Origin of the sequence: Sphingobacterium paucimobilis HER1398, assembly GCF_000416985.1 — a bacterium.
GTDB lineage: Bacteria > Bacteroidota > Bacteroidia > Sphingobacteriales > Sphingobacteriaceae > Sphingobacterium > Sphingobacterium paucimobilis.
Genome location: NZ_ATDL01000010.1, coordinates 70,335 through 95,495 on the forward strand (window position 1 = coordinate 70,335; position 25,161 = coordinate 95,495).

The window sequence follows — 25,161 nt, forward strand, 5'->3', positions numbered from 1 at the left end:
TTATTTTTGCGTAATTAAGGTTGTTTAAAGATAGTTAAAAAATAAAAGCAGAGATAGTTAAAAATGCTAAAAGTTCTCTTTATCGGTTTAGTATGGCCAGAACCCACTTCTTCAGCTGCCGGTTGGCGAATATTACATTTGGTACGCTTATTTTCAGAATATTATGAGGTTCATTTTGCTTCAGCGGCTGCAGCAGGGCCTTATTCTTTCGACATGGGGTCTATAGGAGTAATATCACATTCTATCCAGCTGAATGATTCTTCTTTTGATGATTTCATTAAGGATCTAAATCCTCATATTGTTGTTTTCGATCGTTTTATGATAGAAGAGCAATATAGTTGGCGGGTTGCGGAGCAATGCCCGGATGCGATTCGCATATTGGATACAGAGGATTTACACTTCGTCAGGTTAGCCAGACAGGAAGCTTTTAAGAAGAAACAGAAAATAAACTATAGAACAGATGTCGCCAAGCGCGAGATCGCATCTATATTACGTTCTGATTTGTCTTTGATTATTTCCCAAGATGAGATGAGGCTTCTGACTAATGATTTTATGGTGCCCAATGAGCGTTTATTTTTTCTGCCTTTTCAGGAAGAAAAGCTAACACAGGTACACGAATTATCTTTGCCATCTTTTGAGCAGCGTAAACACTTTGTATTCATCGGTAATTTTATACACGAACCTAATTGGCGTACAGTAGAGGTTTTAAAATACAAGATATGGCCTGATATACGTAAAAGGGAAGGTCAGGCAGAGCTTCACGTTTTCGGAGCATATGCTTCGGAAAAAGTATTTCAATTGCACAAGCCTAAGGAAGGGTTCTTTATTAAGGGAAGGGCGGAGGATGCAAGAGAGACTGTTGCCCAGTATAAAGTATTGTTGGCCCCCATACCCTTTGGAGCTGGTGCAAAAGGAAAGTTAGTCGATGCCATGTATGCTGGTACACCATCGATGAGCAGTACGATAGGTGCGGAGTCGATGCTATCCGGCAGTGAGTGGGCTGGTTTCATTGCTGATGACACCGATTCTTTTGTTGCAAACACGTTGAGATTGTATCGTGACAAGAGCCTTTGGGAAGAAAAACAAGAGGTTGGTTTTCGTATCTTTAACGATTTATATGCCGATAATTCTTACAGTCAAGAGTTTATTGCTAAACTTCAAGCGCTTCAGGCAGACCTTAGGTCCTTTAGAAACAGAAATTTTTTTGCAGATATATTGATGTATCAATCGTTTCAATCCACGAAGTATATGTCATTGTGGATTGAAACGAAGAATAAAACTAAGCCATCATCAATTCCAGACCATCCTTGATAAGATGAGCAATAGATGATTTGGTGTTTTGTAGATCATTTAGTCTTTTTGTACATTGATCGAACAGTTGATTATTTCCAGCTTGATAAGCAAGTTCTGCGATTTCTAGAGTCAATAGCCAATCCTCTGGATAGATTTTGTGGACTTTATGGAAGATTTGTTCCAGATCAAGGTTTGAATTTGTTTCTTCGCGATGATTGCGAACGGCCAAATACAAGTTTTCTAGATCGATTTTTTCTTGAGTCTTGTGCTGTTTTATGGTTTTGGTCGCAGAAACATGTGAAATGAGATCAAAACTGCTATTATCTGCTGGCCCAGAATAGCAAGAACTCACTTTTTTACCTATCGCCATATCATAGATTCCCCATTCCGGCTGGAACAAAATTTCATCCTGATGACGCACTGTACAGTTTTCCAAAGAAATCAGTATAATTTTTCCTTTTATATTTCTTCGACCTGTTATAATACGGCCCTCTACGGTGATATTACCTTCAAATTCCAATTTGATATCTTTTCCTTCTTCTATATTATAAGCCTGTAGATCTTTGGGACTCATGTCTTCTATAGAAAGGTTGATTCCTTTGAGTTTACCTATGGGAGATCCAAATCCTTGGCTATGGTAATCGGTACCATGATTAATAAGTTCCCGATCATGATAAGCTAATGACGTCGGAGATGAGGTGTGTATATATATAGGTTTTCCTTGGTGCTCAATTACTCGACTGAATATTCCGGATATCTGTATTCCTGTAGAGAGTTCTATCGTACCCAGTGCTCTGGATTCTATAAGCTTGTTTAATCCACTGATTCCTCCCGTCCGTAATGCCATTGTATTGGCAAACTCTTCCAAAACCAAGCTAAGGTAAGCAAAATCCGGTGTGACATACAGCTGGGGCTGTGGTTTGGTAATATCAAATCCTTGATAAGCAGCGCTGATATCATAAGGTATCTTCTTGACTTCTTCGCGCATACACGAAGCAGACTCTCCAATAGAAGACAGTAGTCCTGCTCCATATATCTTAGGATCATTCAACGTACCGATCAAGCCATATTCTACCGTCCACCAATGTAAATTTCGAATCAGTGCCATCTCAGAAGGTTCTATTTTCTTGTTCTGAAGTTCGTTAACCAAGCTTTCTACCTTTTCTATTTTTTCTAAAGGAGTACCTTCCGCTTCTTTAAGAATAGAGAGTTCGCGTATAGCTTCATATATTTCATAGTCATGGGCAGAAGATATTGCCTTGCTCCCGATTTCTCCAAAGCGCCTAAGGTATTCTGCATATTCTCTATTTGCTATAATAGGAGCGTGACCAGCTCCTTCATGAATAATATCGGGAGCCGGAGTATATTCAATATTCTCCAGCTGGCGGATATCCGAAGCTATTACAAGCACATGGTATGCCTGAAACTCCATAAAAGCATTTGGAGGAATAAAGCCATCTACTGCAACAGCAGCCCAGCCTATTTCCTTCAGAATCCGATTCATCCCATACATGTCCGGTATTTTGTCTATTTCCAGTCCTGTTTTTTTCAACCCTTCAAGATAGGATTCATGAGCTACCTTAGATAGATAATCTACATTTTTACGCATTACGTAGCGCCACACTGCTTGATTTATAGGTGTGTATTCATTGTAGTTCTGGGGTTTAATAAACTGCCTTAAATGTTTCGGAAGGCGGTCTAGAATTGGGTTTGACTCATAATTTGTATGCATGACTTGCTATATTATTTATCAAACTTAACAAATTCCGATATAAATTCTAAGAAAAGACAGTCATAAGAAATTATATTTTTCGCTACTTTCTTTGTCTTCTTCGGAATGAGAGCAGTAATTTTATCAAAAAATAAGCTTATCTTTCATTACTTAAACTTAATATTACAAATGAGCTTGTGGACAAATTTTTTATAACCATAAGCCTCTCAACAAAAACAAATTAGATGAAAACGATAAAAGGACCTGGTATTTTTCTAGCACAATTTATTGCTGATGAAGCTCCATTTGATTCTATAGATAACATTGCACAATGGGCAAAATCTTTAGGATTTAAAGGACTTCAGATCCCAACAGGGGATCCTCATTATTTTGATTTGCAAAAAGCTGCCGAAAGTAAAACCTATGCAGACGAATACAAAGGAAAGTTAAAAGAATTAGGACTCGAGATTACCGAATTGTCAACGCATTTGCAGGGACAATTGGTCGCAGTCCATCCGGCATATGACAAGCTTTTTGATGCATTTGCTCCGGAGCAGTATCGGAATAATCCAAAAGCACGTACAGAATGGGCAATACAGCAATTGAAATATGGTGCAAAAGCCTCACAGAATCTAGGATTAAAAGCTCATGCTACCTTTAGTGGATCTTTATTATGGCAGTATTTTCACCCTTGGCCACAGCGGCCAGAAGGATTGGTAGATGAGGCATTTACAGAGTTGGCTAGACGATGGAAACCAATTCTAGACACCTTTGAGGACTGTGGTGTAGATTTGTGTTATGAGATACATCCTGGGGAAGATTTATTTGATGGGATTACTTATGAGATGTTTCTGGAAAAGGTAAATAATCATCCGAGAGCTTGCCTATTATATGACCCATCTCATTTTGTTCTGCAGCAGCTTGATTATATACAGTATATTGATTTTTACCACGAACGTATTAAGGCATTTCACGTCAAAGACTCTGAATTCAATCCTACGGGCAAACAGGGAACATTTGGAGGTTATCAAAGTTGGTTGAATAGAGCCGGTAGATACCGTTCTCCAGGAGATGGTCAGGTTGATTTCAAAACCATATTCAGCAAACTGAGCCAGTATGGGTACGATGGATGGGCAGTGATGGAGTGGGAATGCTGTATCAAAAATCAGATCGATGGAGCGACAGAAGGCTCTAAATTTATCTCGGATCATATCATCCGAGTGACAGATAAGGCATTTGATGATTTTGCTTCTACCGGAGCAGATTCTGCCTTTAATAAAGAAATTTTAGGACTTAGTTAATAAAAAAGGCGCTCTGCAGAGCGCCTTTTTTTATCTTCCTTTCTTTTGCAGAGGGAATTTCATTTTATACCCCACACGTATTTGTCCTTTAGAAATCTGATCTAGCTTCGCTTTCAGCATTGTCTTTTTTAAAGGGCCTAATTTGTCCACAAAAAGTTTTCCTTCAATATGGTCATACTCATGCTGTACGATACGTGCTGCTAGTCCCGTAAGTTCAATCTCATGTTCCTCAAAGTTTTCATCCAAATAGTTTATCAGAACATTGGATGGACGCATTACCTCCTCATTAATATCTGGAATAGAAAGACAGCCTTCGTTAAAGCCCCATTTTTCACCAGTTTCTTCAACGATGATCGGATTGATAAATACTTTTTTGAAATCTTTCAAATTAGGATCGCCTTCTCCATCCTCATCTTCGGCAAATGGAGAACCGTCAACAACAAACATGCGAATAGAAAGACCTACCTGCGGAGCCGCGAGACCCACACCATGAGCGCTATACATCGTTTCGAACATGTTATCAATCAATTCTTTTAATTGAGGATAATCTTCATCTATCTCTTCGGTTTTTTTCCGTAATACCGGATCACCGTATGCTACTATTGGTAATTTCATTTTTCTTAATCTTCTGCAAAGGTAAGAATTTTTATTTTTCCTGATTAGGCGATCATATCTAGAACCTGATCGGTTAAGATTATAAATTGTAATTTTGTTCCTGTGGATGGAAAAAAAAAGAATGTAAAAAACTTTATTCAAGCACTTTCTATATCTATTTCTGTAATAGAAGTGTACGAAGAAAGCGATTTGTTCAAAGTACATACCGATCAGGCTGTTCTTTATTTATATATGCCAGGGACTTTACGTAAGGAAGGAGAAAGTAAATCTTCGGTAATACATATTGATTATGATCAATTGTGTTCAGCGCCTGAAAAGATAATCAATAGATTGAAGGGACAGCACGGTCTCGGGGAGCGGATTTATGCGCGAACTACCGTTGTAGCACGCATTGACAAAAGAGTTGCTTTAGCTTTTCAGGAAGAGCATCACTTACAGGGGGCATTACCCGGAAAATATCGGTACGGTCTGTTTTATAGAGGAGAGTTGATGTCTGTTGCTGTATTTAGTGGAGGTCGTAATATGCGGCAGGAAGGACCAGATTATCGATCTTTTGAATTAATCAGATTTTGTCATAAGAGCGATACCTTGGTCGTAGGTGGTCTTTCCAAGCTGCTCAAAGCCTTTATAAAAGATTTTTCTCCACAGGACATCATGACCTATGCCGATAGAGATTGGTCTTCCAATCACTCCTCTCTACAGACTATTGGTTTTGAAATCGTAAACATAGTGGCTCCCCAGTGTTTTGCAATAGTTGGAGAGCAGCGATTGAGTGCTATTCCTGAAGATCAACAAGCAGACTATTATGTTGAAAATAAGGGTAGTTTGAAATTAAAACTCATTCTTTAAATAGATTTTGTTATTTTAACATCCTTCAACATTAAACTTATAAATAATTATGGAACGTAAATTACGTATGGGCATGGTCGGTGGGGGAAAAGACGCCTTTATTGGTGCCGTACACCGGATTGCCGCTTTTATGGATGGAAAGATCGAATTGGTCTGTGGCGCTTTTAGTGTCGATCCGGAAATATCCAAAGAATCAGGCAGAGAGCTCTTTGTTGCGCAGGACCGTGTATATCCCGATTATAAAACGATGATTGAAAAAGAGTCCCAGCTTCCAGAAGGACAGCGTATGGATTTTTTAACCATTGTCACCCCCAATTTTTTGCATTTTGAGCCAGCAAAGCTTGCTATGGAAAATGGTTTTGATGTAGTGGTGGAAAAACCAATGACCGTCTCTTTGGAGGAGGCTCTGGCTTTGCAGGAAGTGGTACAGCGGACCGGTCGTACATTGTGTCTTACCCATACGTATTCCGGATATCCGATGGTCAAGCAAGCTAAAGCAATGATACGTGAAGGGCACCTTGGTAAGGTTCGTAAGATTGTTGTTGAATACCCACAGGGATGGCTGAGCCGTCTTTCAGAGCGTGAGGGCAATGCTGGTGCTGCTTGGCGTGCCGACCCCAAGCGTTCGGGTAAGTCTTTAGTAATGGGAGATATAGGTACACATGCGGCCCATTTGGCTGAATATGTATCGGGTTTGCGGATTACTGAACTCTGTGCCGATCTTACCACCTTTGTAGAGGGGCGTCTGCTGGACGATGATGGTTCTGTACTTTTAAGGTTTGAAAACGGAGCAAAAGGCGTTTTGATGGCTTCTCAGATTTCCGCAGGTGAAGAGAATGCCGTTCGAATACGTATTTACGGCGAAAAAGGAGGTTTGGAATGGGCTAATGAAGATCCGAACAATCTTATTGTTAAGATGCTGGATCAGCCACGGCAGTTGTACCGTACCGGTAATGCTTATGCTGCACCTTACACATTAAGTTCTTTTGCTACACATAATACCCGTATCCCTGCTGGTCACCCTGAAGGTTTATTAGAGTCTTTTGCAAACATTTACCGTAATTTTGCGTTGACCGTCTCCGCAAAGCGCAAGGGAGAGACTCCGAGCCCTGAAGCTTTAGACTTTCCGACCGTTGATGATGGCGTACGCGGTATGGCATTTATTGATACTGTCGTAAAAAATAACGAGAGCAACGAAAAATGGACTAAATTTGTGCTGTGATAGACAGTAAACAGGTCCTTGAATATCTTTCTCGGGAGACATCGTTTCTCGAGAAAGATATTTTAGTAATAACAGGCCCTACAGCTTCTGGCAAAACCAAATTAGCCGTGGAGTTAGCCAGAGCCCTGAGCGGTGAGATTATTAGTGCCGATTCCCGACAGGTATACCGGCAGATGGATATTGGTACGGGCAAGGACATCCAGGAATATGAAGAAATTCCCTACCACCTTATCGATATAGCTGATCCAGGCGATCAATATAATGTAAATCGGTTTCTAGAAGATTTTGAGCGGGCCTATCGGACGATAAAGGCAAAGGCTAAAACAGCAATTGTCTGCGGAGGCACAGGATTTTATATACAGGCATTGTTGGCATCGCAGCCCTATAATCAGATACCTACGGATATGGCTTGGCGTACAGCGCAGGAGCAGAAAAGCAAACCAGAGATACAGGAGGAGTTGGGACGTTTTGTTATCCCCAAAGATTTTAAGATTGATTATTCTTCCAAAAAGAGAATGGTACGGGCACTGGAAATTCTAACCTGGTTGACGGATAGCAGAAAATCATTGCCCGAGCCAATTCCTTCCTATAGTGCTACGATTATTGCGCTCGATCCGTTAACTGATATCCGACGCCAACGGATCAGCAAGAGATTACGTGAGCGTCTAGAACAAGGGATGGTAGAGGAAGTTCAGCAATTGATTAAAGGGGGACTGAATCATACTGAGATAGAGTATTACGGTTTAGAATATAAATATTGCAGCTATTATCTTCGGAAGCTACTCGATTATGATTCATTTGTCAGCAAACTTGAAACCGAGATACATCGTTATGCCAAGCGGCAGATGACCTACTTGCGGAAAATGGAAAAGGATGGTGTTCATATTCATTGGTTTACCTGATTATAAAAATAAACTACTTGTTTGGTAGTCTTTATTTTGTATTTTTGAAGTCAGCTGATCGATTGGGCTGTCGCAAAATATGCTTCACTCTCGTTTGTATTATAAAATTTGTTAGCTTTAGCGGCGAATAGTTATGAAGGATAGCAAATTAATGGATTTTAGAGCGCTGTTAGAGCGTATCGTTGCTGGCGATGAAAGAGCCTTTTCCATTCTCTATGACTTATTTTCCGCTGATCTCACCAAGCATATTCTTTCCAAAGTATCCGATGCGCAAGTGGCAGAAGATATCCTTCATGATCTTTTCCTTTCCCTCTGGCGTAATCGGCAAAATATGTTGGAGATAGAATCATTACCAGCTTATCTGTACTCTTCCTGTCGTTATCTTATACTGGCCCATTATCGCTCGGAACTCAAACGTGCCAATTCTAAGGAAATTGAAGATCTGGATATTCTAGATGAGACTGTTCCTTTGGAAGAGCGTCTTCATTACCGCTATATCATCGACATCGTTTCGAATGAAATCGAAAATCTCCCCGAAAAATGCCGGGAAGTATTTAAATTAAGCAGGAGCGAATTTGTCAGCAACAAAGAAATTGCGCAGCGATTGGCCATTTCGGAATCTACTGTTGAGAAACATATTAACAAGGCAATCAGGAGATTACGTGATGTTACTAAAAATTTTTTACTTTTTTTCTAAAACGAGTAGAAGGTACCCCTCTTTTTATACACTTATTTAATAACTAACCTTATATTTTTGACCATTCTTTTGTTTTTATGGTTAAAAGGAATACCTGACGGTGCTCATTCTGGTTGGGGTTAATACATACAAGCGGTTATGATGTACATCAAGCAATTATACCAACAATTAACAGATTTTTTAAACACGAAGGAAGAAAACCGTCGAGAGGCGACTGCTTGGTATGACGAGCTACATGTAAAGACTTCTATAGGCGAGGACTCACAATCTCTGATACAAGAGAAGGCCAAAACAAGGATTCTTGCTTCCATAAAAAGTGAATCCAAGAGATTGGATGTTAAATATATATACCGTTGGTCAGCTGCGGCTGCTGTATTTTTGGTTGGCGGGTACTTGATGTGGACCGCTCTTACACGACAGGAATTAGCGACACAAGAGCAACTTGCTTTAATCGAACCTGCTAAGCAACGGGCCATCATTATGCTTGAGAACGGTCAAGAAATAGATCTGGATCGATTGGCTCTCAATGAGAGCCTCCAAGTAGGCGAGACTATCATTACGAAAGATGCCGAGGGTAAGGTGCGCTATCATCATGCGGCAGACGGCACAGAAAAGATACAAGCGAATAGCTTGCGTATCCCCAAGGCGGCAACTTATCAGTTGACCTTAGTGGATGGCACACGTGTCACGCTTAACTCGGATTCCAAGCTCACCTATCCATCAGCCTTTGGTACAGGAGACCGTGTGGTTCAGCTCGAGGGTGAGGGTTATTTTGAAGTAACAAAAACCAGCAATAAGAGTCGGTTTATTGTAGAGGCCAGGGGACAGAAAATACAAGTTTTGGGAACCAAGTTCAATGTAAAATCTTATCCTCAGGATAAGAAAGAACAGACCACCTTGGAAGAGGGATCTGTAGAGGTTTCCTTCGCATCAAACACAGCTGTACTAAAGCCAAATCAGCAAGCGACTTCTGTTGGACAGCACTTAGAAACCAAAAGTGTTGATATTGATAACATTTTGAGCTGGACCCGCGGTCAATTTAGCTTTGACGGAACCAATACCGCAGAGGTTTTGCAAGAAATAGCCCGATGGTACGATATAGACATTGTCTATGAAGGGAAAAACAGTGTTGGGCAATATATAGGTAAGATCCCACGCAATCTATCCCTAGATCGATTGATAGAGCTGTTGAACTATGCCGAGTTGGAGACCAAGGCTTTTATTGGGAATAATAAGAAAATTAACTTAATCATTACATAATCTAAAAACATGAAAGGAAACAAAATGGAATACTATAACACAGAATAGTGTAGATCGCGCAAACAAAAATCGGATTCTGTTGGCGCAGAACCCGATGAGTCGTTTGAGGCCGTAGATCAATAAGTGAACTAATTTTTAATCGTTACAACCAAACATTCGAAATTAATGAAAATTTCTTTAAATCCGTTCTTGCAGAATGGGAAAGGTGGCGTGTCTCTAATTGAGCCATCTCAAACTAACCCCCGTGCGGTGTTCGATAATACAAAGACTCCGTTTTTTCTAGCAAGACCGCTAACACGAACATTGATGAAACTCAACCTAATTGCCTTATTATTAGGACTGGGTTTGTCTCAGGTAGATGCAAGAACCTATGCCCAACAGGTTACGTTAAAACGTCAAAAGACAAACTTAGAAACTATCTTAAAAGACTTTGAGAAGCAGAGTGGGTATACTTTTTTTTACAAGAAAACGGATATTGCTCCGATAAAGGGTGTCGATATCGATGTCAAAAATATGCCTTTAGATCAGGCGCTGAACAGCGTACTGAAGAATGGTAATTTTACTTACGAGTATTTTGATAAGACTATTGTTATAAAAAAGGAACCACTTTCTTCTAATAGAGAAATTCCTATAAATAGTTTGTCAAGGACTACGGAATTAGTAACGTCTAAATTTCAACAAGACTACGTGATTGGTAAAGTCCTAGATGAACATAAAAAACCTGTAGCCGGAGCTACTGTTACTTTAAAATCCAATCCAAAATCAGTGGTAGCTACAAATCAAGCTGGGGATTTTTACCTTCCTATGTCTAGCAATAATCAAGAGGTCATTGTCAGTTTATTAGGATACAAACAACATGTACAACGTGTGACTTTTGGAAAACCAAATTTGATCGTTTTAAAAGTTGAAGAGGGGGAACTAGAGGAAGTTGTAGTATCTACAGGTATTTTTCAAAAGGTAGACAAAAGTTTTACGGGGTCATCACGAACGGTGACTAGAGAAGAACTTAAAGCTTTTGGAAATAGAAATCTTATCACTTCTTTAAGAAATATAGATCCTTCTTTCAATATTATTGAGTCCAATTCTTTTGGATCAGATCCTAATAGGATGCCTGAAATTCAAATACGCGGAAATTCCAGTATTCCCAATGTGAATGAGATTCAATCTGATGCAGGGGTGTCTTTAAATACACCATTGATTATTCTTGATGGTTTCGAATCTTCTCTTAGAAAATTATTGGATATTAATGAGAATGATGTTGAGTCTTTGACTATATTAAAAGATGCTTCAGCAACGGCTATGTACGGATCTAGAGGCGCAAATGGAGTAGTTGTTATCACCACACGAACACCGAGGGTTGGAAGACTTAGAGTTAGTTTTGGAACAAACATTAACATTGAAAACCCTGATTTGTCAGATTATTCGTTGATCAACGGAAGAGATAAATTGGAATTAGAGCGAATAGCAGGATATTATGATAATGCTCGCGCTGAAACTGATTTTCCACTAAAGCAATATTATAACTTTCTTTTGTCGGAGATAAATCGAGGAGTTGAGACCGACTGGAAGTCAATACCATTAAGAACTAGCTTTGGACAGCGTAACGACTTACGAATCGAAGGAGGGGATAGTAAATTTAGATATTCGGCTTCATTTCAGAATAATAATGTGAAAGGGGTTATGAAAGGATCTGGAAGAAACAACTTCAATGGCGATATCACTCTTGCTTATATTTTGGAAAAAGTTCGTTTTAGAAATAATCTTCAAGTACAATATGGAAGATCCGATCAATCTCCATATGGAGGATTCGAAGATTATACGAAGTTGAATTCCTATTGGACGCCGTATGACGCTAATGGCAATGTTGTAAAATCCTTAGGAGATCCAGGCAGCTCTATTTATTCCAGTTATTGGACGACCTTACCCGCCAACCCAATGTTCAACGCTAGTTTAAATACGTATGACTATACAAATCTTTCTGAATTGGTGAATAATACATCTGTTGAATGGAACATTTTAAGTGAATTGCAATTGAGAGGTAGGATAGGTTTGACTAAATCCAATACTCAGGATAATAGATTTAGGCCTGCAGAGCATACGGCCTTTAAAGATTATCCTGTAGATGATTTGTTTAGAAAAGGAGACTATCGTTTTGGTAATTCGAATCATTTCAAATATGATGCCGCGATTAATATTAGTTATAATAATATCTTTAGTGGAAAACATCAGGTTTTTGGAGGTATTGATGCAAATATCAAGCAAGTAGAAGATCTGTTCAGTCAATATGAAGTAGAAGGATTTCCTAACGAAAATCTCGATTATCCATCAATGGCTCTTCAATATTCTCAGGGGTCAAAACCTTATGGAAAAGAAAGTTTAACTCGAGCAGTAGGTTTTGTTGCAAATGGAAATTATGCTTATGATGATAGATATGCAACAGATTTGACTGTACGTTTTGATGGAGCTTCTCAATTTGGAAACAATAAACGATTTGCTGCGTTTTGGTCAGCGGGTTTGGCTTGGAATATACATAATGAAGCCTTTTTAAAAGAGAATCCATATGTAAATAGATTAAAAGTCAGAGCTTCTATAGGAACATCAGGATCGCAAAATTTCAATGCTTATCAAGCTATGACAACCTATAAATACTATTCTGATGATAGATATTTCAATTGGTTAGGTGCTTACGCGCTTGGCTTAGGAAATGAAGACTTGAAATGGCAAAGTACGTTAAAAAACAACATTGGTCTAGATGCTGAGTTCTTTGATAACAGACTTAAGTTAACTGCAGATTATTATATTCAGACGACAGAAGATCTCGTTTCATCTGTCAATCTTCCCGCTTCAAACGGTTTTGACTCTTATACAGCCAATATTGGGCGCTTGAGAAACAAAGGATATGAGGTTGCAGTGACAGGAATACTACTCAAAAATCCAGAAGGTTTAACTTGGTCGGTTTCGACAGGTTTCTATGGCAATAGGAATAAAATGCTAGAAACCTCTCAGGCACTGAAAGATGCTCAAAAAGTGATACAGACTGGAACAATTGAACCCGGAACGATGTATGTGGAAGGATACTCTAGCCGTGCAATTTGGGTCGTTCCTTCTTTAGGAATAGATCCTAGTACTGGAAAAGAAATGTATTTAACAGCAAATGGAGAGCCTACCTACACTTGGAACAGTTCGGATGTGACGGCTGTTGGAACAACAGAGCCTAAGATTTATGGAAATTTTAGTACTATGGTTCGCTATAAAAACCTAACGCTAAATGCTTCATTCAGGTATAATTACGGTTCGCAAAGCTATAATAAGACCCTGCGTGATAAAGTGGAATTAACAAACTATAAGTATAATGTTGATAGCCGTGTATTTGATAGCAGATGGCAGTATCCAGGAGATTTTGCTGCATTTAAAGGAATCCTAGTAACTACCCCTACCTATAAAACTTCTCGATTTGTTCAAGACGAAAATACTCTAATAGTATCGAATATCAATCTTCAGTATCAAATGAGTCGAATGGAATGGATCAAGAGGTTGGGAATGGAATCTCTATATGTAACAGCAGATGTTGGGGAACCGTTTCATTTTTCTACTATTAGACAAGAAAGAGGAACCTCTTATCCATTTTCTAGAATGTATTCACTGAAACTAAATGTAACATTTTAATCATGAAAAAAATTAAATACTTGATACTATTACCCGCAGCTTTGTTTTCTTTGAACTCTTGTAATAAGTATTTGGATGTGAATCCAAAGACAGAAATGCGACAAGATGTGCTATTTGACAGTGAAAAGGGATTTAAAGATGCCTTAACAGGTGTCTATATACAGATGAAATCAAGCTTGAGTTATGGAAACTCACTAACTCAAGGGACGATTGAAGCGCTAATTTCATCATGGGATGTTACCTCTGGTACAGTTGAACAAAAGCTGGGGCAATTCAATTATGGAGATGAATCTGTTATTAACCAGTTCAATGCGATTTTTTCTAAACAATATGCTACCATAGCTTCAATTAATGCTATTTTAGATAACATAGATAAAAAGAAAAGCTTATTCAAGGACCCTAAATTATTTACTTTAATTAAATCTGAAGCGATAGGTTTACGAGCTTTTATACATCTCGATTTACTTCGTCTTTATGGACCTATTCCTTCTGATTCAGAAAAAGGAAATCAATTAGCTTATGTTACTACATTCTCTAAGGATATTAATCAAAGATTAAGCTATAGTGAATACAAAAGCATGATAATGAAAGACATTTCTGATGCTCTTGAGATGAGTAAAGATGTTGATCCATTTTTGAAAGTATCAATGTCACAAATGCGTTCACCATCTGTGTCTACAGGTTTCAATCCAGAAGATAATTTTTTTGCATATAGGTATTTAAAAATGAATTATTATGCTTTAAAAGGATTGCAAGCACGTGCATATCTTTGGTTTGGAGAAAAGGATAAGGCTTTCTTGGCGGCGAAAGAAGTAATCGAGGCAAAGAATGATAACGGTACTTTAAAATTTCCGTTAGCAACATCTGCAGATTATACATCTAAAGATTATACTTTGACTAGAGAACATCTTTTCGGGCTTTATGATTATAAAATGTATGATAGTTATATTTCAACTTACCAATCTGGGAAACGAAAAAAAGGTTCTACAGAATCCACAATTAAAAATACACTATATGGAAATACAGGAAGTGATATGCGAGAAAGTGCCTTGTGGACATTGTTAACTTTAAGTAATGCGAGCAAAGTTAATGTTATTCGTAAATATGAAGTTGTGGAACCCAAAACAGTAACTATTGCAACAGACTTTAAGCAGATACCTCTTATTCGTACATCAGAAATGTATTTAATCGCTGCCGAATGTGCTCCTTATGTAGAAGGGATTAATTATTTTAAAGATTTTTATACTGCGAGAAACAAAGCTAATATTCCTTTACCGCAAAATGAAGGAGCTTTGTTGACAGAGTTAGTAAAAGAATATCGTCGAGAGTTTTATGGCGAAGGGCAAGCTTTTTACAATTATAAACGTCATAATTCACCTAGAACAGCGGTTATTTTTGCTCCCGCTGCTGCTGCTGTAAACTATCTATTACCATTACCAACGGTAGAAAATGTTAACCAATAAAAAGATGAAAAGGATACTTTTATTAATTTTTTTATTCTCTGGCTTATTAAACGCATGTAAGCAAGACGAATATTATATATATAACGACGAGAAGAGGATACAATTTGGCCCACAGCCGAATCGTATCTATACTGCCACTTATAATATGGCAGATACACTAAAAATGCAGAATTTCTTTTATAAGGATGCTAGTATTGTTAAAGATACGGTATACTTTGATATTTATGCAATAGGTGGGGTGGAGTCTTTTGATAGACAATTTGTCTTAGAACAAGAAGAATATCCACATATGGAGAACGCTGTTGCGGGTGTTCATTACGTGCCTTTTAATGATCCAGGAATTCAAAAGCATTATATGATGAAGGCCGATAGTGTACATGCTGTTGTACCAATTTTTTTGATACGTGACCAATCGCTGGCAAACAAAACGGTGTCCTTGAAGTTCAAGCTTAAAGAAAATGATTTCTTTAAGCTAGGTGAGAGAACTAAGTTGTTTCGTAGGTTAGAAATCACAGATAGGCTAACCCGACCATCTGCATGGACAGATTCTTATTCCCAATATTATTATGGAACATATAGTGTTGTTAAACATGAATTTATGATAGAGGTTACAGGAGAGAAATGGGACAGCGAGTTTATTGAAAATGTAGACCCTTCTCTTCAGCAATATTATTTGGCTGAAATCAAGAAAGAACTGATTAAGTATAAAAATGACAACGGAGGAGATCCCTTGCTTGATGAGAATGGGGTTGAAGTAACATTTCCATAGTCTAAAAATCATTATAAAATGAAAATATTACATATAATATTGTTTGTGCTCGGCGTGCTCTTTATTGGGGGCTGCGAGAAAAATACGAATAACTTTGATTATCAACAAGCAGAAGTTATTACAGTAGAAGGCTTGGAGCCTAGTTATACTCTAATGTCTGGGTATGATGTTTTGAATATTGATATTTCTGCTAACTCGACAATCCCAGCTGCAGATTTTGACTATACGTGGGGCGTATATGAGACTAATGTACAGGGGTATGCGCCAAAGTTGGATACAATAGGTAAGGGATCAAAGTTGGTCTATCCTATTAAACTTCCTGCTAAAGGTTGGATGTTAGTTTTGATGGCGAAGAATAAAACGACAGGGGTAACGCAGTACTTACGTAGTAATTTAAATATTGTTACTATGTTCACAAGAGGATGGTATGTTGCAAAATCAGAGGGAGACTCTACAGATCTAGATTTACACCTTACACCTGATAATATTAGTACGACAACTTTAGAGGAGAATGTTTTGAGTCTTTCCAACGGTAAAAAGTTAGCGGGAAGAGCCAAGCAGTTGATTTTTACAACCAACTATAAAACTACGGTTACTGGAGTGCTTGCCAATACAAGAACACTTTTCGTACAAAGTGAAAAGAGTTCAAGACCATTGAATATTAATACGTTAAAATCACTGCATACCGATGAGTCTTTATTTATTGGGACACCTCCTCCAGGAAGTGTCGGTGCTGCTTTCAACGGATCATCAGCAAATTACTTAATTAAGGGCGGAAAGCTATTCTCTATATATGCGATGTCTTCGAACAACGGTACATTTGGTTCAGCAAAAATGATTGATGAGTATGATTCACCTTATAATTTGTCTGATTATTTTGCAGTAAATACTTCTAATGACCCGATTTTATGGGATAATATTTCTGGTTCATTTATTACTATGTCGATGGGATATGGAACCTCTATGGCAAAGTATATTGATGCTCAGACGAATAATGATATCAAAGCAAACAATAACAATAACAAGAATTTGCTTTATATGGGCTTTAAAAGCGCTATATACAATGCTTCCGCTTATCGTTATGCATTAGAAGGTTATGCTTTATTGCAAGACAAAGTAAACCAAAGTCTAAAAACACTAGTTAAATTGGTCGCTGATCAAAGTATATTAACTATTACACCAACGGATATTTCTTCAACGAGTTTATTGCATAATGCAACGATGTACACGCTTAATAAAGAAGATGAAAGCATATTGTATTTTGTAACTGCGAATCAAGTCTATAGTCATAACTTGGATAATCATACAGAAGATTTACAATTTTCTACACCAAATGATGAAGAAGTTACTTTTATTAGGCATCTGAAATATTCAGAAAACTCCAACCCAGTATATTCTCATAACTACATCGCTATTGGTAGTAAAAAAGGAAATGAGTATAGAATAAGGTTTTTTAAAAAATCATCTGGAAACCTTGAGTCACAACCCGTTTTTACGTTGGAAGGGAAAGGTACGGCGAATGATGTTTTGTATATTTCACCTAGTGTTTCTGAATATACGTATGCTAATTCCTATTAATATTTTATAATGAGAAAAACACTTTTAACATTATTTGCAGCACTTTCGGGTGCTGCACTATTTGCCCAACAACCCGTACAGGTCAAAGGAATTTTGGACAGAGAATTTGTCCGTCCCATAAAACTATTTAAGGTTGTCGAAGGTAATATGCAAGAGATTGCTAGCGCTGTTCCTCAGGGCGATAACAAATTTGGGTTTACTTTTTATCCTGATTATGAAGGGTTTTATGCTCTTGGAACCGGGGAGATCGGTAGTCAAACAGATAATTTAACATTTTACTTTAAAGGAGGAGAGGAGCTTGAACTGAATATTACGGATTTCAGTTATGATCTTATTGGAAATAAAAACAGTAAAGAGAATCAAATATTGGCCAAATGGCACAAAGAAGCTAATACTGTAGAGAATAAAGCTTTTTCTTGGCAACGAGTTCAAAGCTCATTCGTTGATTTTTTTCCCGAGCTAGAGATACTAACTAAAAAGGCAGATACCTTTGCTCAGCATAATAAGTCTGGGAATAAGAAGTTTGACGCCTTTTTGCCTACATTTATCAAGTGGGATATGGCTGCAAACGCAACTAATTTTTTAAACACACCAAGAACAGTGCACCCTGCTGTAGAAGAGTATTCTTCCTATTATAGTACTATATCTTTATCAGACTTTTCTAAATCTGCTTCTACCGTTTACAATATGCCTTGGGGAGATCGTACTTTAGGCGGTGTAGCTTCTGTTGAGGCACGTATTAAAAACCGTCCCTATATACAGGGGATAGAGGGTTTGCAAAATAGTATTGCCCTATTAAATAACGATACTCTAAAAGGTGATGCTGTTTTGACGTATCTCGCACGTCAAAAAGATTACACAGCTTATAAAGAAGCTGCAGACAAATATAGAAGCTTTTTTTTGACGGACTCACAAAAAAAACGAGCTATAGCCATCATGAATGATATGGCACAGCTTAAGGCTGGAGATCAAGGTCTGAATTTTTCTTTTCCTGATAATAATGGTAAGTCTGTCAAATTCAGTGATTTAAAAGGTAAGGTTGTACTTGTTGATGTTTGGGCTACTTGGTGTGGTCCTTGCAAAGCAGAGATTCCTCATCTAAAGAAGTTGGAGGAAGAGATGAAAGGTACTGACGTACAGGTTGTGAGTATTTCAGTGGATGAAGAGAAGGATAAAGAAAAATGGTTAAAAATGATCAAGGATGAAAATCTTGGTGGTATACAGTTATTTGCATCAGGCTGGGGAGCTATAGCTGAGTACTATAAGATTAAAGGTATTCCGCGCTTTATGGTTTTCGATAGAGATGGCAAAATTGTTACTGTAGATTCACCTCGTCCTTCTAATCCAGAGCTTAAGCAATTATTAGAGAACGTGCTATCAAAAAAATAAAAGCATGCGTAAATTTTGGAATTTAATTATTGCAGGAGCCTTATCGTTCCCTGTGCTATCTTTTGCACAGGGAGATAGCCTCTTGGTCAGCGGAATATTAAAGCAAGGTACAGCAGATCAGATTCAAAAAGTTTGGTTTTCATTTACTGATCATGACGGACAAGATTTCCGTACATCCTCAAATGTAATGTCCGGTGCGTTTCAGTTTACTGTACCTAAGCAGGCTTTGGTCATTGATGGCATGCTGAGGTTTACTGGAGCAGACCCTATGAATGGAGTAATGTATAGACCTTTAAATCTTTTCATCCATAAAGAAGATATTCAGATTACAGGACAGCATGACGAGTTAGAGTTGGCTGTTGTTTCAGGAGGAGAGGAGAATAATGATTACAATGCTTTACGCCAATCTACAGCGGATATCACACGTAAAGTGACGGCTTTATATGAACCTCTGATAAAAGGAGAGGTAAAGAGCGATACGGAAGAAGGCAAAAACCTAATGAAGGAGATGAGTATATTGCATCGCCAGGAATATGCAGCTCAGAAGAAATTCATAGTAGCGTACCCAGATTCTTACGTAAGTCTTTTTCTATTATATAGACTCAAGAATATTTACACCTCTGATGACTATGCAAAGACTTTTAACCAATTAAACAAGAGCTATCAAAGTACAAGAGTAGGGAAAGAAATACAAAATAACATCCAACGAGAAGCGGTAACAGCGAAGGGAACGATAGCAAAAACTTTTGAACGCACTACCGCTATTGGTAAGCCATTTAAATTAGAAGATTTAAGAGGGAAAGTATTTCTTATAGACTTTTGGGGGAGTTGGTGTGGGCCATGTCGTGCAAGTATGCCGCATTTGTTAGAGCTGTATGAGAAGTACCAAGGCAAAGGCTTTGAAATTGTTGGAGTGGCACAGGAACGAGGCAAGACACCTGAGGAAGCGAATGAAAGCTGGAAGAAAGCAATAGATGAATTAGGTATACATTGGGTTAATGTTTTGAATAATGAGAATAAAGAACAGTTTGATATTGTTAAATCTTATGCAATTACAGGCTTTCCAACCAAAATATTGGTTGATGCCCAGGGCAAAATCATTTTGAGAATAACAGCTTCCGCAACAGACGACATTGATGTTGCCTTGAGGAATATATACGGCTATTAAAACAGGAATCCATGCAGAGCGGAAAAACTAAGTTAATTATATTAGCAGCAGCAGTGTTGTTTGGTAGTAATGTTGTAAAGGCACAGTCAAAAGAGAAGCTCCAATTTTCCGCTGCAATCAACAAATCTCTCCAGACCCAAGATACTTCCGGGCTCTCCACATATCTGGCAGATGAGTTTGCTGTAGCGGGACATACTGCAGAAGGGGCTAAGTTCCGACTTCATCAAGTTATTAAAAATTACGGGGCCTTGTCCATGCAGATTTTGAGGCATGAATCGACCTCAAAAGGAATACTTTATAACGTAGAATTTACCGAAAAGGACGGGAATAAAACTGTCTCTCAAGTATTGGTAAATACTAAAGGACAATTATTGTATCTCACCCAATTTGATCTCTTATATGGATTAAAGCGGGAGGTAAAATCACGTTTGGTTGCACGAATCCCTTTCGAAAATCACAATGGTTCCATCGTTTTGAAAGTAAGAATCAATGGGTTTGAAAGACCATTAAATCTTTTGTTTGATACCGGGGCAGATGGGATGGCGCTGAGCCAATCGTTGGCAGATGAGATCGGATTGAAAATAACCCGCGAGAATAATGCTTCTGTAGTCGGTGGAAACAAAACAATACAAGTTTCAGACAACAATACGGTATCGCTGGATACCCTTTCCCTTAAGGGGATGGGTATTGCGATTTTTCCAGAGATGGGCAGAGATCATGCCGAAGGCATCATTGGCAATGCGCTGATCCGTCGCTACATTACCCATATCGATTACGATAGCAATATGCTTTCCTTATACAGTTTTGGGCCACACACCTATGAAGGAACAGGACAGACGGTGCAGGTAGGTATGCCATCTGGAATAATGATGCTCCCGGGCGAGCTTGAGATTGTACAGGGGAAAAAATATGCGGGCAACTTTGTGTTTGATACAGGTGCATCTTATGACCTGATCTGTTTCAGGCCCTTTGTTCGACAGAATAAGCTATTGGTATCAGGATTTAAGCCCGAGGTACAGGCTGCTACCGTCAGTATGGGCATATCTTCGCCGACTTTCCTTGGTAAGAGCTATGGATTCAACATTGCTGGCTTAAGCCCGATGTCGGGACTTCCCGTTACATTAATGGGAGGCTCCTCTGACAACGAAAACTGGAATCCGGGTGCTGATGGATCTATCGGCGTACGTTTATTAAGCCGTTACAATATGACCATCAACTTGGCAGAAGGAGAAGTTTTTTTCAGTCCGAATAAGTTACATAGCATGCCACAGGACTTTGTGCTGAAGAACTATCAGTTGGGTTGGGACAATGACGGCAAACTAGTGGTATTGGGTACTGCAGGCTTTGGAGAGGCGAAGGCAGAGCTCGCTAAAGGAGCGAAAATTAAAAGCTTAGGTAGTTATCCAGCCGATAAACTGGCAAAGAAGGCGGAGCTAATTGCTGAAATACAGCAGAAAACAGTAGCTGGTGAGGAAGTTACCGTTGAAATAGAAGACGGAAGTATTACAAACTTATAAATGTATTTAGATAAACTGATAATGAAGAAAATATTAAGTCTCTTGCTTATGCTTTTCATGGGTATAGTAAGCATTTATGCTCAAGAAGACCAATCTTTTAAAGGCTCTTTTGAAGATTGTAAAGCCCAGGCGAAAAAGGAAAATAAGCTAATTCTAATTGATATGTATTTTGTAGGCTGTATGCCCTGTGCCGAGATGGACAAGCGCGTACTTCCGGATCCTTCTGTTCAACAGGAAATTCAGCAAAACTACATCTTGTATAAAACCGACGTCATGAAGGAATTGGATGGAAAAAAGTTAGCCCGTAAATATGGCGCTTCTGGCTTTCCTACCTATGTCATTTTGAATAAGGATGGGAAGGCTATTTTGACAGAATCTGGTTTTTTTGGCGTAAACAGATTTGTTCCTTTATTACAAAAAGCGGTACAGATGGAAGCTGTTAAAAATTATTTAGCATTTGATACAAATTTGGATAGCGAATATCCGGCCGCCTATAGTGAGCGCTTTATCAAAACTGGTGTAAACCATCCTTTTTCAGAGTTGGAGGAGTATTTAGATCAGCAGAAAGATTTATTCAGCGAGCAAGCCTTTTTAGCAAACTCGGTAACCAACTTTCCGAAGTATAATCTTTGGGCATACAATAATCTTTCGAAGCTAATTCAGTTATATGGCGGAAATCTACTGATGAATAAAATAAATAATGTAGCTAAAGCAAAAAGTAAGCAATACGGAGCGGCACAACAATTGGATAGTCTGGAGGCGTTAGTTTCTTATATCCGTCCGGTATACAATGACAAGTTGTGGCCTGTTTTCCTTCCCCATTTTGTGGCAGACTATTACAATTCCTCCAAGGATGCCAAGGCCTATTTAGCTTTAATTGATAAGTACACACTTTATCCCAAGTGGGAAGAGCGTAGCAATGCTTTGGGACAGGTTATCATCGACCAAAAGAGTAACAAGCCTCTACTTAAAGCGTTATTGGCAGAGTATGAGGCCCAGAGCAAGAAGGAGCCATTAGATTTTACCGATCAGTATAAGCTAACGCTATTGTATACGTATTTAGGCGACTTTAAGAGTGCAGATAAGACAGTAGAGCAATTTTTAACAGCTGATTTTACGAACCCATATTATAAAATCAACAAGGAGGAAGCCTTGGCGATGCAGGCCGCCATTAAGCGTAAAGATGCAAATGGCTTTGAGGCAAAGGATCTGAAGAGAACTTTAGGTTTTTCAATGGACTAGGTGAATAATAGCGATTGGACTTAATAATAAACACGAATTATAATGATTAAAAAGACAATTTTACTATGCGCAGCAGTGCTCAGTTTGTTCGCTGCACAGGCACAGCAGGCGAGTAATATCAATGGCTCTTTTGAGAGCACACCATACAAAAAAGTGACTTTGTTTAAGGTGTACAATGGAAGATTGGTAGAAATTGCAACATCTACACCTGACACACAAGGACGTTTTGCCTTTCGTTTTACGCCAGAATATGAAGGATTGTATGCTGTAGGTACAGGTACAGCGCAGAACCAACAGGATTTAAACCGGTTTTACTTTAAAGGTGGAGAAGAGGTCAACTACACAGTAAAGAAAGTCGGGTACGACCTCTTGGGTAAAAATAGCAAAGAAAATGAAGCTCTTTATGCTTGGGATAAACAAGCGCAAAGCTTTAAAGAAAAAGGGACTAACCCAGGGGGAATGAGTACATATGTCGATTTCTTCCCTGAAGTAGAAGCTTTTAAAGGCAAGATTGAATCGATTGGGAAATCTGTAAAAACAGGTAATCCTAAGTTTGATGCACTTTTCCCGACCTTAGTGGACTATGATTTTGCATACTATGCTACTTCATATTTAAACATGCCCCGTACCGCACACCCCAGCAAAGAGGAGATGAGTGAGTTTTACACCGCATTTCAAGCGGATCGTTATCTTACTAAGCAATTATTAGATATGCCTTACGGAGATCGCTTTTTATCAAGCTTAGTATACAGAAAGGTCGATCTATCCAGCAGGCCGACTTTCGAACAGCAGGTAGCCGCTATCCCTGACGATGTTCTGAAAGGACAGTTTGTGGTGGGTAGGTTAGAGAGTTCGCGCTCGTACAATGATTTTCAGGAAATGAACTCTGCATTTAACAAATATTTTACGTTAGAAGAGCAAAAGCAACGTGCAGCGACAGTCGAAGCCAAGTTAGTGGAAACAAAAACTGGCGTTCCTGCCTTTAAATTTGCCTACCCAGATGTTACCGGAAAGAAAGTGGCTTTGGACGATCTGAAAGGAAAGTTGGTACTGGTTGATCTATGGGCGACCTGGTGTGGACCATGCCGAGCCGAAGAGCCATACTGGGAAAAGTTGAATGAGGAATACAAGGATAAACCTGTTGCCTTTGTAGGTGTGTCCGTAGACCAGGATAAGCCAAAGTGGGAAGAATATGTGAAGACAAAACATATGAAAGGTCTTCAGATCCATGCAGGTACAAATAATGAGCTATCTAACGCCTATAAGGTAACTGGTATTCCACGATACATTTTAATCGATAAAGCAGGCAACCTGATTACAGCCGATAGCCCACGGCCATCCGATCCTAAGCTAAAAGCACTTTTGGACGAGTGGTTAAAGAAATAAAAGTTTCATAATGTTGTTTGTGTATAGGGAGGTTGTCGTAAGGTAACCTCTCTTTTTCACAAAAAATAATACCAAATTCTATAAACCATTAAATAAAGCAATTATGAGAATATGCTTTTTGTTATTGATGTTATTTTGCCTGTCCTATCATGCTTTTTCACAGATTGATGTTGATGCTGATCTGAAAGACTGGGGAGATACCTCTCTTCGTTTTGAGGATAAGAACAACAAGCTTCGCTATGATTATAGGGAGGATGAGGATTTCCTGTATATAGCAATTTTTAAAAACTTTAATGCCGCAAAAGTTCGATCTGGAGGTGTACAGCTACAATTTGATACAGAAAAAATTACGGACAAGTCACTTACCATTACTTTCGCTTACGCTATTCCTACAGCGGAGGATCCTAAGAAGCGCCTAGAGGCGAAAGATTTTATACAAGTAGAGAATTTGAACGGGCAGTCCGCGGCTGTCATTCCGGTCTTCAATGAGCATGGAATTTCAACTGCCTTTCGTTTTATGGAAGACAAGAGCCATCTTAAAGATATGCGGGCAGACGGTCAGATTGAGTTAAGCAAAATAGGGCGTAATAAAAGTATTTTTAAGGTAGAGATTGCTATCCCTAAATCTTTACTTCCAACACAAAAGGGAGAGATTTCATTGGGAATATGCCTTCGCGGTATGGACATCAAAAAGACGGGCAATGCATTGGCTCATATATATAATGGAATGATGCCACCAGCTGCCAAGACACCGTATGAAGAAGAAACGAATGATTCCATTTCCTTTTCTGAGTATTTTACAAAGATTGTTTTAGAGTAATCTGCAGATATGGGAAACGATATTTTCTTCTCTTCAGAAACCTTTGGTGATTTTTTAAGGCGGTTACGTTTGGAGCATGGTTATTCTCAGGATACGATGGCAACCAAGATGGGGCTGTCTCAAAATTCATATTGTTTAATGGAAAATGGCCGCACACGTATCACGCTTGAACATATACAGGATATATCAAATGTGTTGGAAGTGAGCTCTTTGCGAATTATTGCTTCATATGCGCTATATATCGCTGACTCAAGAAAGTCGTCCCTCTAGTTAAAATAATTTGCTAATTGAGGCTGGTTATTCTATTCGCGCG

At 38.7% G+C, this 25,161-nt stretch carries 20 protein-coding genes; 18 read left to right on the forward strand and 2 right to left on the reverse strand.

Annotated elements, in window-relative coordinates; all coding sequences use genetic code 11:
• Positions 1-63: 63 nt before the first annotated feature.
• Positions 64-1,311: a glycosyltransferase gene (locus M472_RS30180; protein ID WP_021069609.1), complete on the forward strand. Its 1,248-nt coding sequence runs from the start codon at positions 64-66 to the stop codon at positions 1,309-1,311.
• On the opposite strand, the gene M472_RS30185 is transcribed toward M472_RS30180, so the two are convergent.
• A complete protein-coding gene (locus M472_RS30185; RefSeq protein ID WP_021069610.1) occupies positions 1,280-3,025 on the reverse strand; it encodes an aromatic amino acid hydroxylase in 1,746 nt (581 codons plus the stop codon). The two genes, M472_RS30180 and M472_RS30185, sit on opposite strands and share 32 nt — an antisense overlap.
• A gap of 224 nt (positions 3,026-3,249) precedes the next feature.
• Here M472_RS30185 and M472_RS30190 point away from each other — a divergent pair, with 224 nt between their 5' ends.
• On the forward strand, positions 3,250-4,305 hold the full coding sequence (locus M472_RS30190; RefSeq protein WP_021069611.1) for a sugar phosphate isomerase/epimerase family protein: 1,056 nt from the start codon (positions 3,250-3,252) through the stop codon (positions 4,303-4,305).
• A gap of 30 nt (positions 4,306-4,335) precedes the next feature.
• Here the strand turns inward: M472_RS30190 and def are convergent, their stop codons facing one another.
• Positions 4,336-4,920: a peptide deformylase gene (gene def, locus M472_RS30195; protein ID WP_021069612.1), complete on the reverse strand. Its 585-nt coding sequence runs from the start codon at positions 4,918-4,920 to the stop codon at positions 4,336-4,338.
• Between the two features lie 102 nt (positions 4,921-5,022).
• Here def and M472_RS30200 point away from each other — a divergent pair, with 102 nt between their 5' ends.
• The 16 genes from M472_RS30200 (at position 5,023) to M472_RS30270 (ending at position 25,118) form a co-directional block, all read left to right on the forward strand.
• Positions 5,023-5,769, forward strand: coding sequence for a hypothetical protein (locus M472_RS30200; protein ID WP_021069613.1), 747 nt, complete (start codon positions 5,023-5,025; stop codon positions 5,767-5,769).
• Positions 5,770-5,818: 49 nt separating this feature from the next.
• Positions 5,819-6,991 (forward strand): Gfo/Idh/MocA family protein, encoded by a 1,173-nt coding sequence (locus M472_RS30205; protein WP_021069614.1) that lies wholly within the window; start codon positions 5,819-5,821, stop codon positions 6,989-6,991.
• A complete protein-coding gene (gene miaA, locus M472_RS30210) occupies positions 6,988-7,893 on the forward strand; it encodes a tRNA (adenosine(37)-N6)-dimethylallyltransferase MiaA (protein WP_021069615.1) in 906 nt (301 codons plus the stop codon). Before M472_RS30205 ends, miaA begins: the two co-directional genes overlap by 4 nt.
• A gap of 133 nt (positions 7,894-8,026) precedes the next feature.
• Positions 8,027-8,590: an RNA polymerase sigma factor gene (locus M472_RS30215; protein ID WP_021069616.1), complete on the forward strand. Its 564-nt coding sequence runs from the start codon at positions 8,027-8,029 to the stop codon at positions 8,588-8,590.
• 138 nt (positions 8,591-8,728) lie between these two features.
• Positions 8,729-9,850, forward strand: a complete 1,122-nt coding sequence (locus M472_RS30220) for a FecR family protein (RefSeq protein ID WP_081643118.1) — start codon at positions 8,729-8,731, stop codon at positions 9,848-9,850.
• Positions 9,851-10,015: 165 nt separating this feature from the next.
• Positions 10,016-13,516 (forward strand): SusC/RagA family TonB-linked outer membrane protein, encoded by a 3,501-nt coding sequence (locus M472_RS30225; RefSeq protein WP_021069618.1) that lies wholly within the window; start codon positions 10,016-10,018, stop codon positions 13,514-13,516.
• Between the two features lie 2 nt (positions 13,517-13,518).
• Positions 13,519-14,979 carry a RagB/SusD family nutrient uptake outer membrane protein gene (locus M472_RS30230; protein ID WP_021069619.1) on the forward strand — a complete coding sequence of 487 codons (1,461 nt, stop codon included), beginning with the start codon at positions 13,519-13,521 and terminating at the stop codon, positions 14,977-14,979.
• A gap of 4 nt (positions 14,980-14,983) precedes the next feature.
• On the forward strand, positions 14,984-15,748 hold the full coding sequence (locus M472_RS44445; RefSeq protein WP_158499884.1) for a DUF4843 domain-containing protein: 765 nt from the start codon (positions 14,984-14,986) through the stop codon (positions 15,746-15,748).
• A gap of 18 nt (positions 15,749-15,766) precedes the next feature.
• On the forward strand, positions 15,767-17,326 hold the full coding sequence (locus tag M472_RS30235; protein ID WP_021069621.1) for a PKD-like family lipoprotein: 1,560 nt from the start codon (positions 15,767-15,769) through the stop codon (positions 17,324-17,326).
• 9 nt (positions 17,327-17,335) lie between these two features.
• Positions 17,336-18,715: a TlpA family protein disulfide reductase gene (locus M472_RS30240; RefSeq protein ID WP_021069622.1), complete on the forward strand. Its 1,380-nt coding sequence runs from the start codon at positions 17,336-17,338 to the stop codon at positions 18,713-18,715.
• Positions 18,716-18,719: 4 nt separating this feature from the next.
• Complete coding sequence (locus M472_RS44450) at positions 18,720-19,883, forward strand: TlpA family protein disulfide reductase (protein ID WP_021069623.1); 1,164 nt, start codon at positions 18,720-18,722, stop codon at positions 19,881-19,883.
• Between the two features lie 11 nt (positions 19,884-19,894).
• Positions 19,895-21,400, forward strand: a complete 1,506-nt coding sequence (locus tag M472_RS30250) for a retropepsin-like aspartic protease (RefSeq protein ID WP_021069624.1) — start codon at positions 19,895-19,897, stop codon at positions 21,398-21,400.
• A 21-nt stretch (positions 21,401-21,421) separates the two neighbouring features.
• Complete coding sequence (locus M472_RS30255) at positions 21,422-22,642, forward strand: thioredoxin family protein (RefSeq protein WP_158499885.1); 1,221 nt, start codon at positions 21,422-21,424, stop codon at positions 22,640-22,642.
• A 42-nt stretch (positions 22,643-22,684) separates the two neighbouring features.
• Entirely contained in the window at positions 22,685-24,028 is a 1,344-nt protein-coding gene (locus M472_RS30260) for a TlpA family protein disulfide reductase (protein ID WP_021069626.1), read from the forward strand.
• Between the two features lie 103 nt (positions 24,029-24,131).
• On the forward strand, positions 24,132-24,848 hold the full coding sequence (locus tag M472_RS30265; RefSeq protein ID WP_144062670.1) for a hypothetical protein: 717 nt from the start codon (positions 24,132-24,134) through the stop codon (positions 24,846-24,848).
• Positions 24,849-24,857: 9 nt separating this feature from the next.
• Complete coding sequence (locus M472_RS30270; RefSeq protein WP_021069628.1) at positions 24,858-25,118, forward strand: helix-turn-helix domain-containing protein; 261 nt, start codon at positions 24,858-24,860, stop codon at positions 25,116-25,118.
• The last annotated feature ends 43 nt before the right edge of the window (positions 25,119-25,161 follow it).

What these genes read in the sequence shown, in the direction of transcription:
- M472_RS30180 (WP_021069609.1), top strand. Translation starts at nt 64, where the DNA reads ATGCTAAAAGTTCTCTTTATCGGTTTAGTATGGCCAGAACCCACTTCT.
- M472_RS30185 (WP_021069610.1), bottom strand. Translation starts at nt 3,025, where the DNA reads ATGCATACAAATTATGAGTCAAACCCAATTCTAGACCGCCTTCCGAAA.
- M472_RS30190 (WP_021069611.1), top strand. Translation starts at nt 3,250, where the DNA reads ATGAAAACGATAAAAGGACCTGGTATTTTTCTAGCACAATTTATTGCT.
- def (WP_021069612.1), bottom strand. Translation starts at nt 4,920, where the DNA reads ATGAAATTACCAATAGTAGCATACGGTGATCCGGTATTACGGAAAAAA.
- M472_RS30205 (WP_021069614.1), top strand. Translation starts at nt 5,819, where the DNA reads ATGGAACGTAAATTACGTATGGGCATGGTCGGTGGGGGAAAAGACGCC.
- M472_RS30215 (WP_021069616.1), top strand. Translation starts at nt 8,027, where the DNA reads ATGAAGGATAGCAAATTAATGGATTTTAGAGCGCTGTTAGAGCGTATC.
- M472_RS30220 (WP_081643118.1), top strand. Translation starts at nt 8,729, where the DNA reads ATGATGTACATCAAGCAATTATACCAACAATTAACAGATTTTTTAAAC.
- M472_RS30225 (WP_021069618.1), top strand. Translation starts at nt 10,016, where the DNA reads ATGAAAATTTCTTTAAATCCGTTCTTGCAGAATGGGAAAGGTGGCGTG.
- M472_RS30230 (WP_021069619.1), top strand. Translation starts at nt 13,519, where the DNA reads ATGAAAAAAATTAAATACTTGATACTATTACCCGCAGCTTTGTTTTCT.
- M472_RS44445 (WP_158499884.1), top strand. Translation starts at nt 14,984, where the DNA reads ATGAAAAGGATACTTTTATTAATTTTTTTATTCTCTGGCTTATTAAAC.
- M472_RS30235 (WP_021069621.1), top strand. Translation starts at nt 15,767, where the DNA reads ATGAAAATATTACATATAATATTGTTTGTGCTCGGCGTGCTCTTTATT.
- M472_RS30240 (WP_021069622.1), top strand. Translation starts at nt 17,336, where the DNA reads ATGAGAAAAACACTTTTAACATTATTTGCAGCACTTTCGGGTGCTGCA.
- M472_RS44450 (WP_021069623.1), top strand. Translation starts at nt 18,720, where the DNA reads ATGCGTAAATTTTGGAATTTAATTATTGCAGGAGCCTTATCGTTCCCT.
- M472_RS30250 (WP_021069624.1), top strand. Translation starts at nt 19,895, where the DNA reads ATGCAGAGCGGAAAAACTAAGTTAATTATATTAGCAGCAGCAGTGTTG.
- M472_RS30255 (WP_158499885.1), top strand. Translation starts at nt 21,422, where the DNA reads ATGAAGAAAATATTAAGTCTCTTGCTTATGCTTTTCATGGGTATAGTA.
- M472_RS30260 (WP_021069626.1), top strand. Translation starts at nt 22,685, where the DNA reads ATGATTAAAAAGACAATTTTACTATGCGCAGCAGTGCTCAGTTTGTTC.
- M472_RS30265 (WP_144062670.1), top strand. Translation starts at nt 24,132, where the DNA reads ATGAGAATATGCTTTTTGTTATTGATGTTATTTTGCCTGTCCTATCAT.
- M472_RS30270 (WP_021069628.1), top strand. Translation starts at nt 24,858, where the DNA reads ATGGGAAACGATATTTTCTTCTCTTCAGAAACCTTTGGTGATTTTTTA.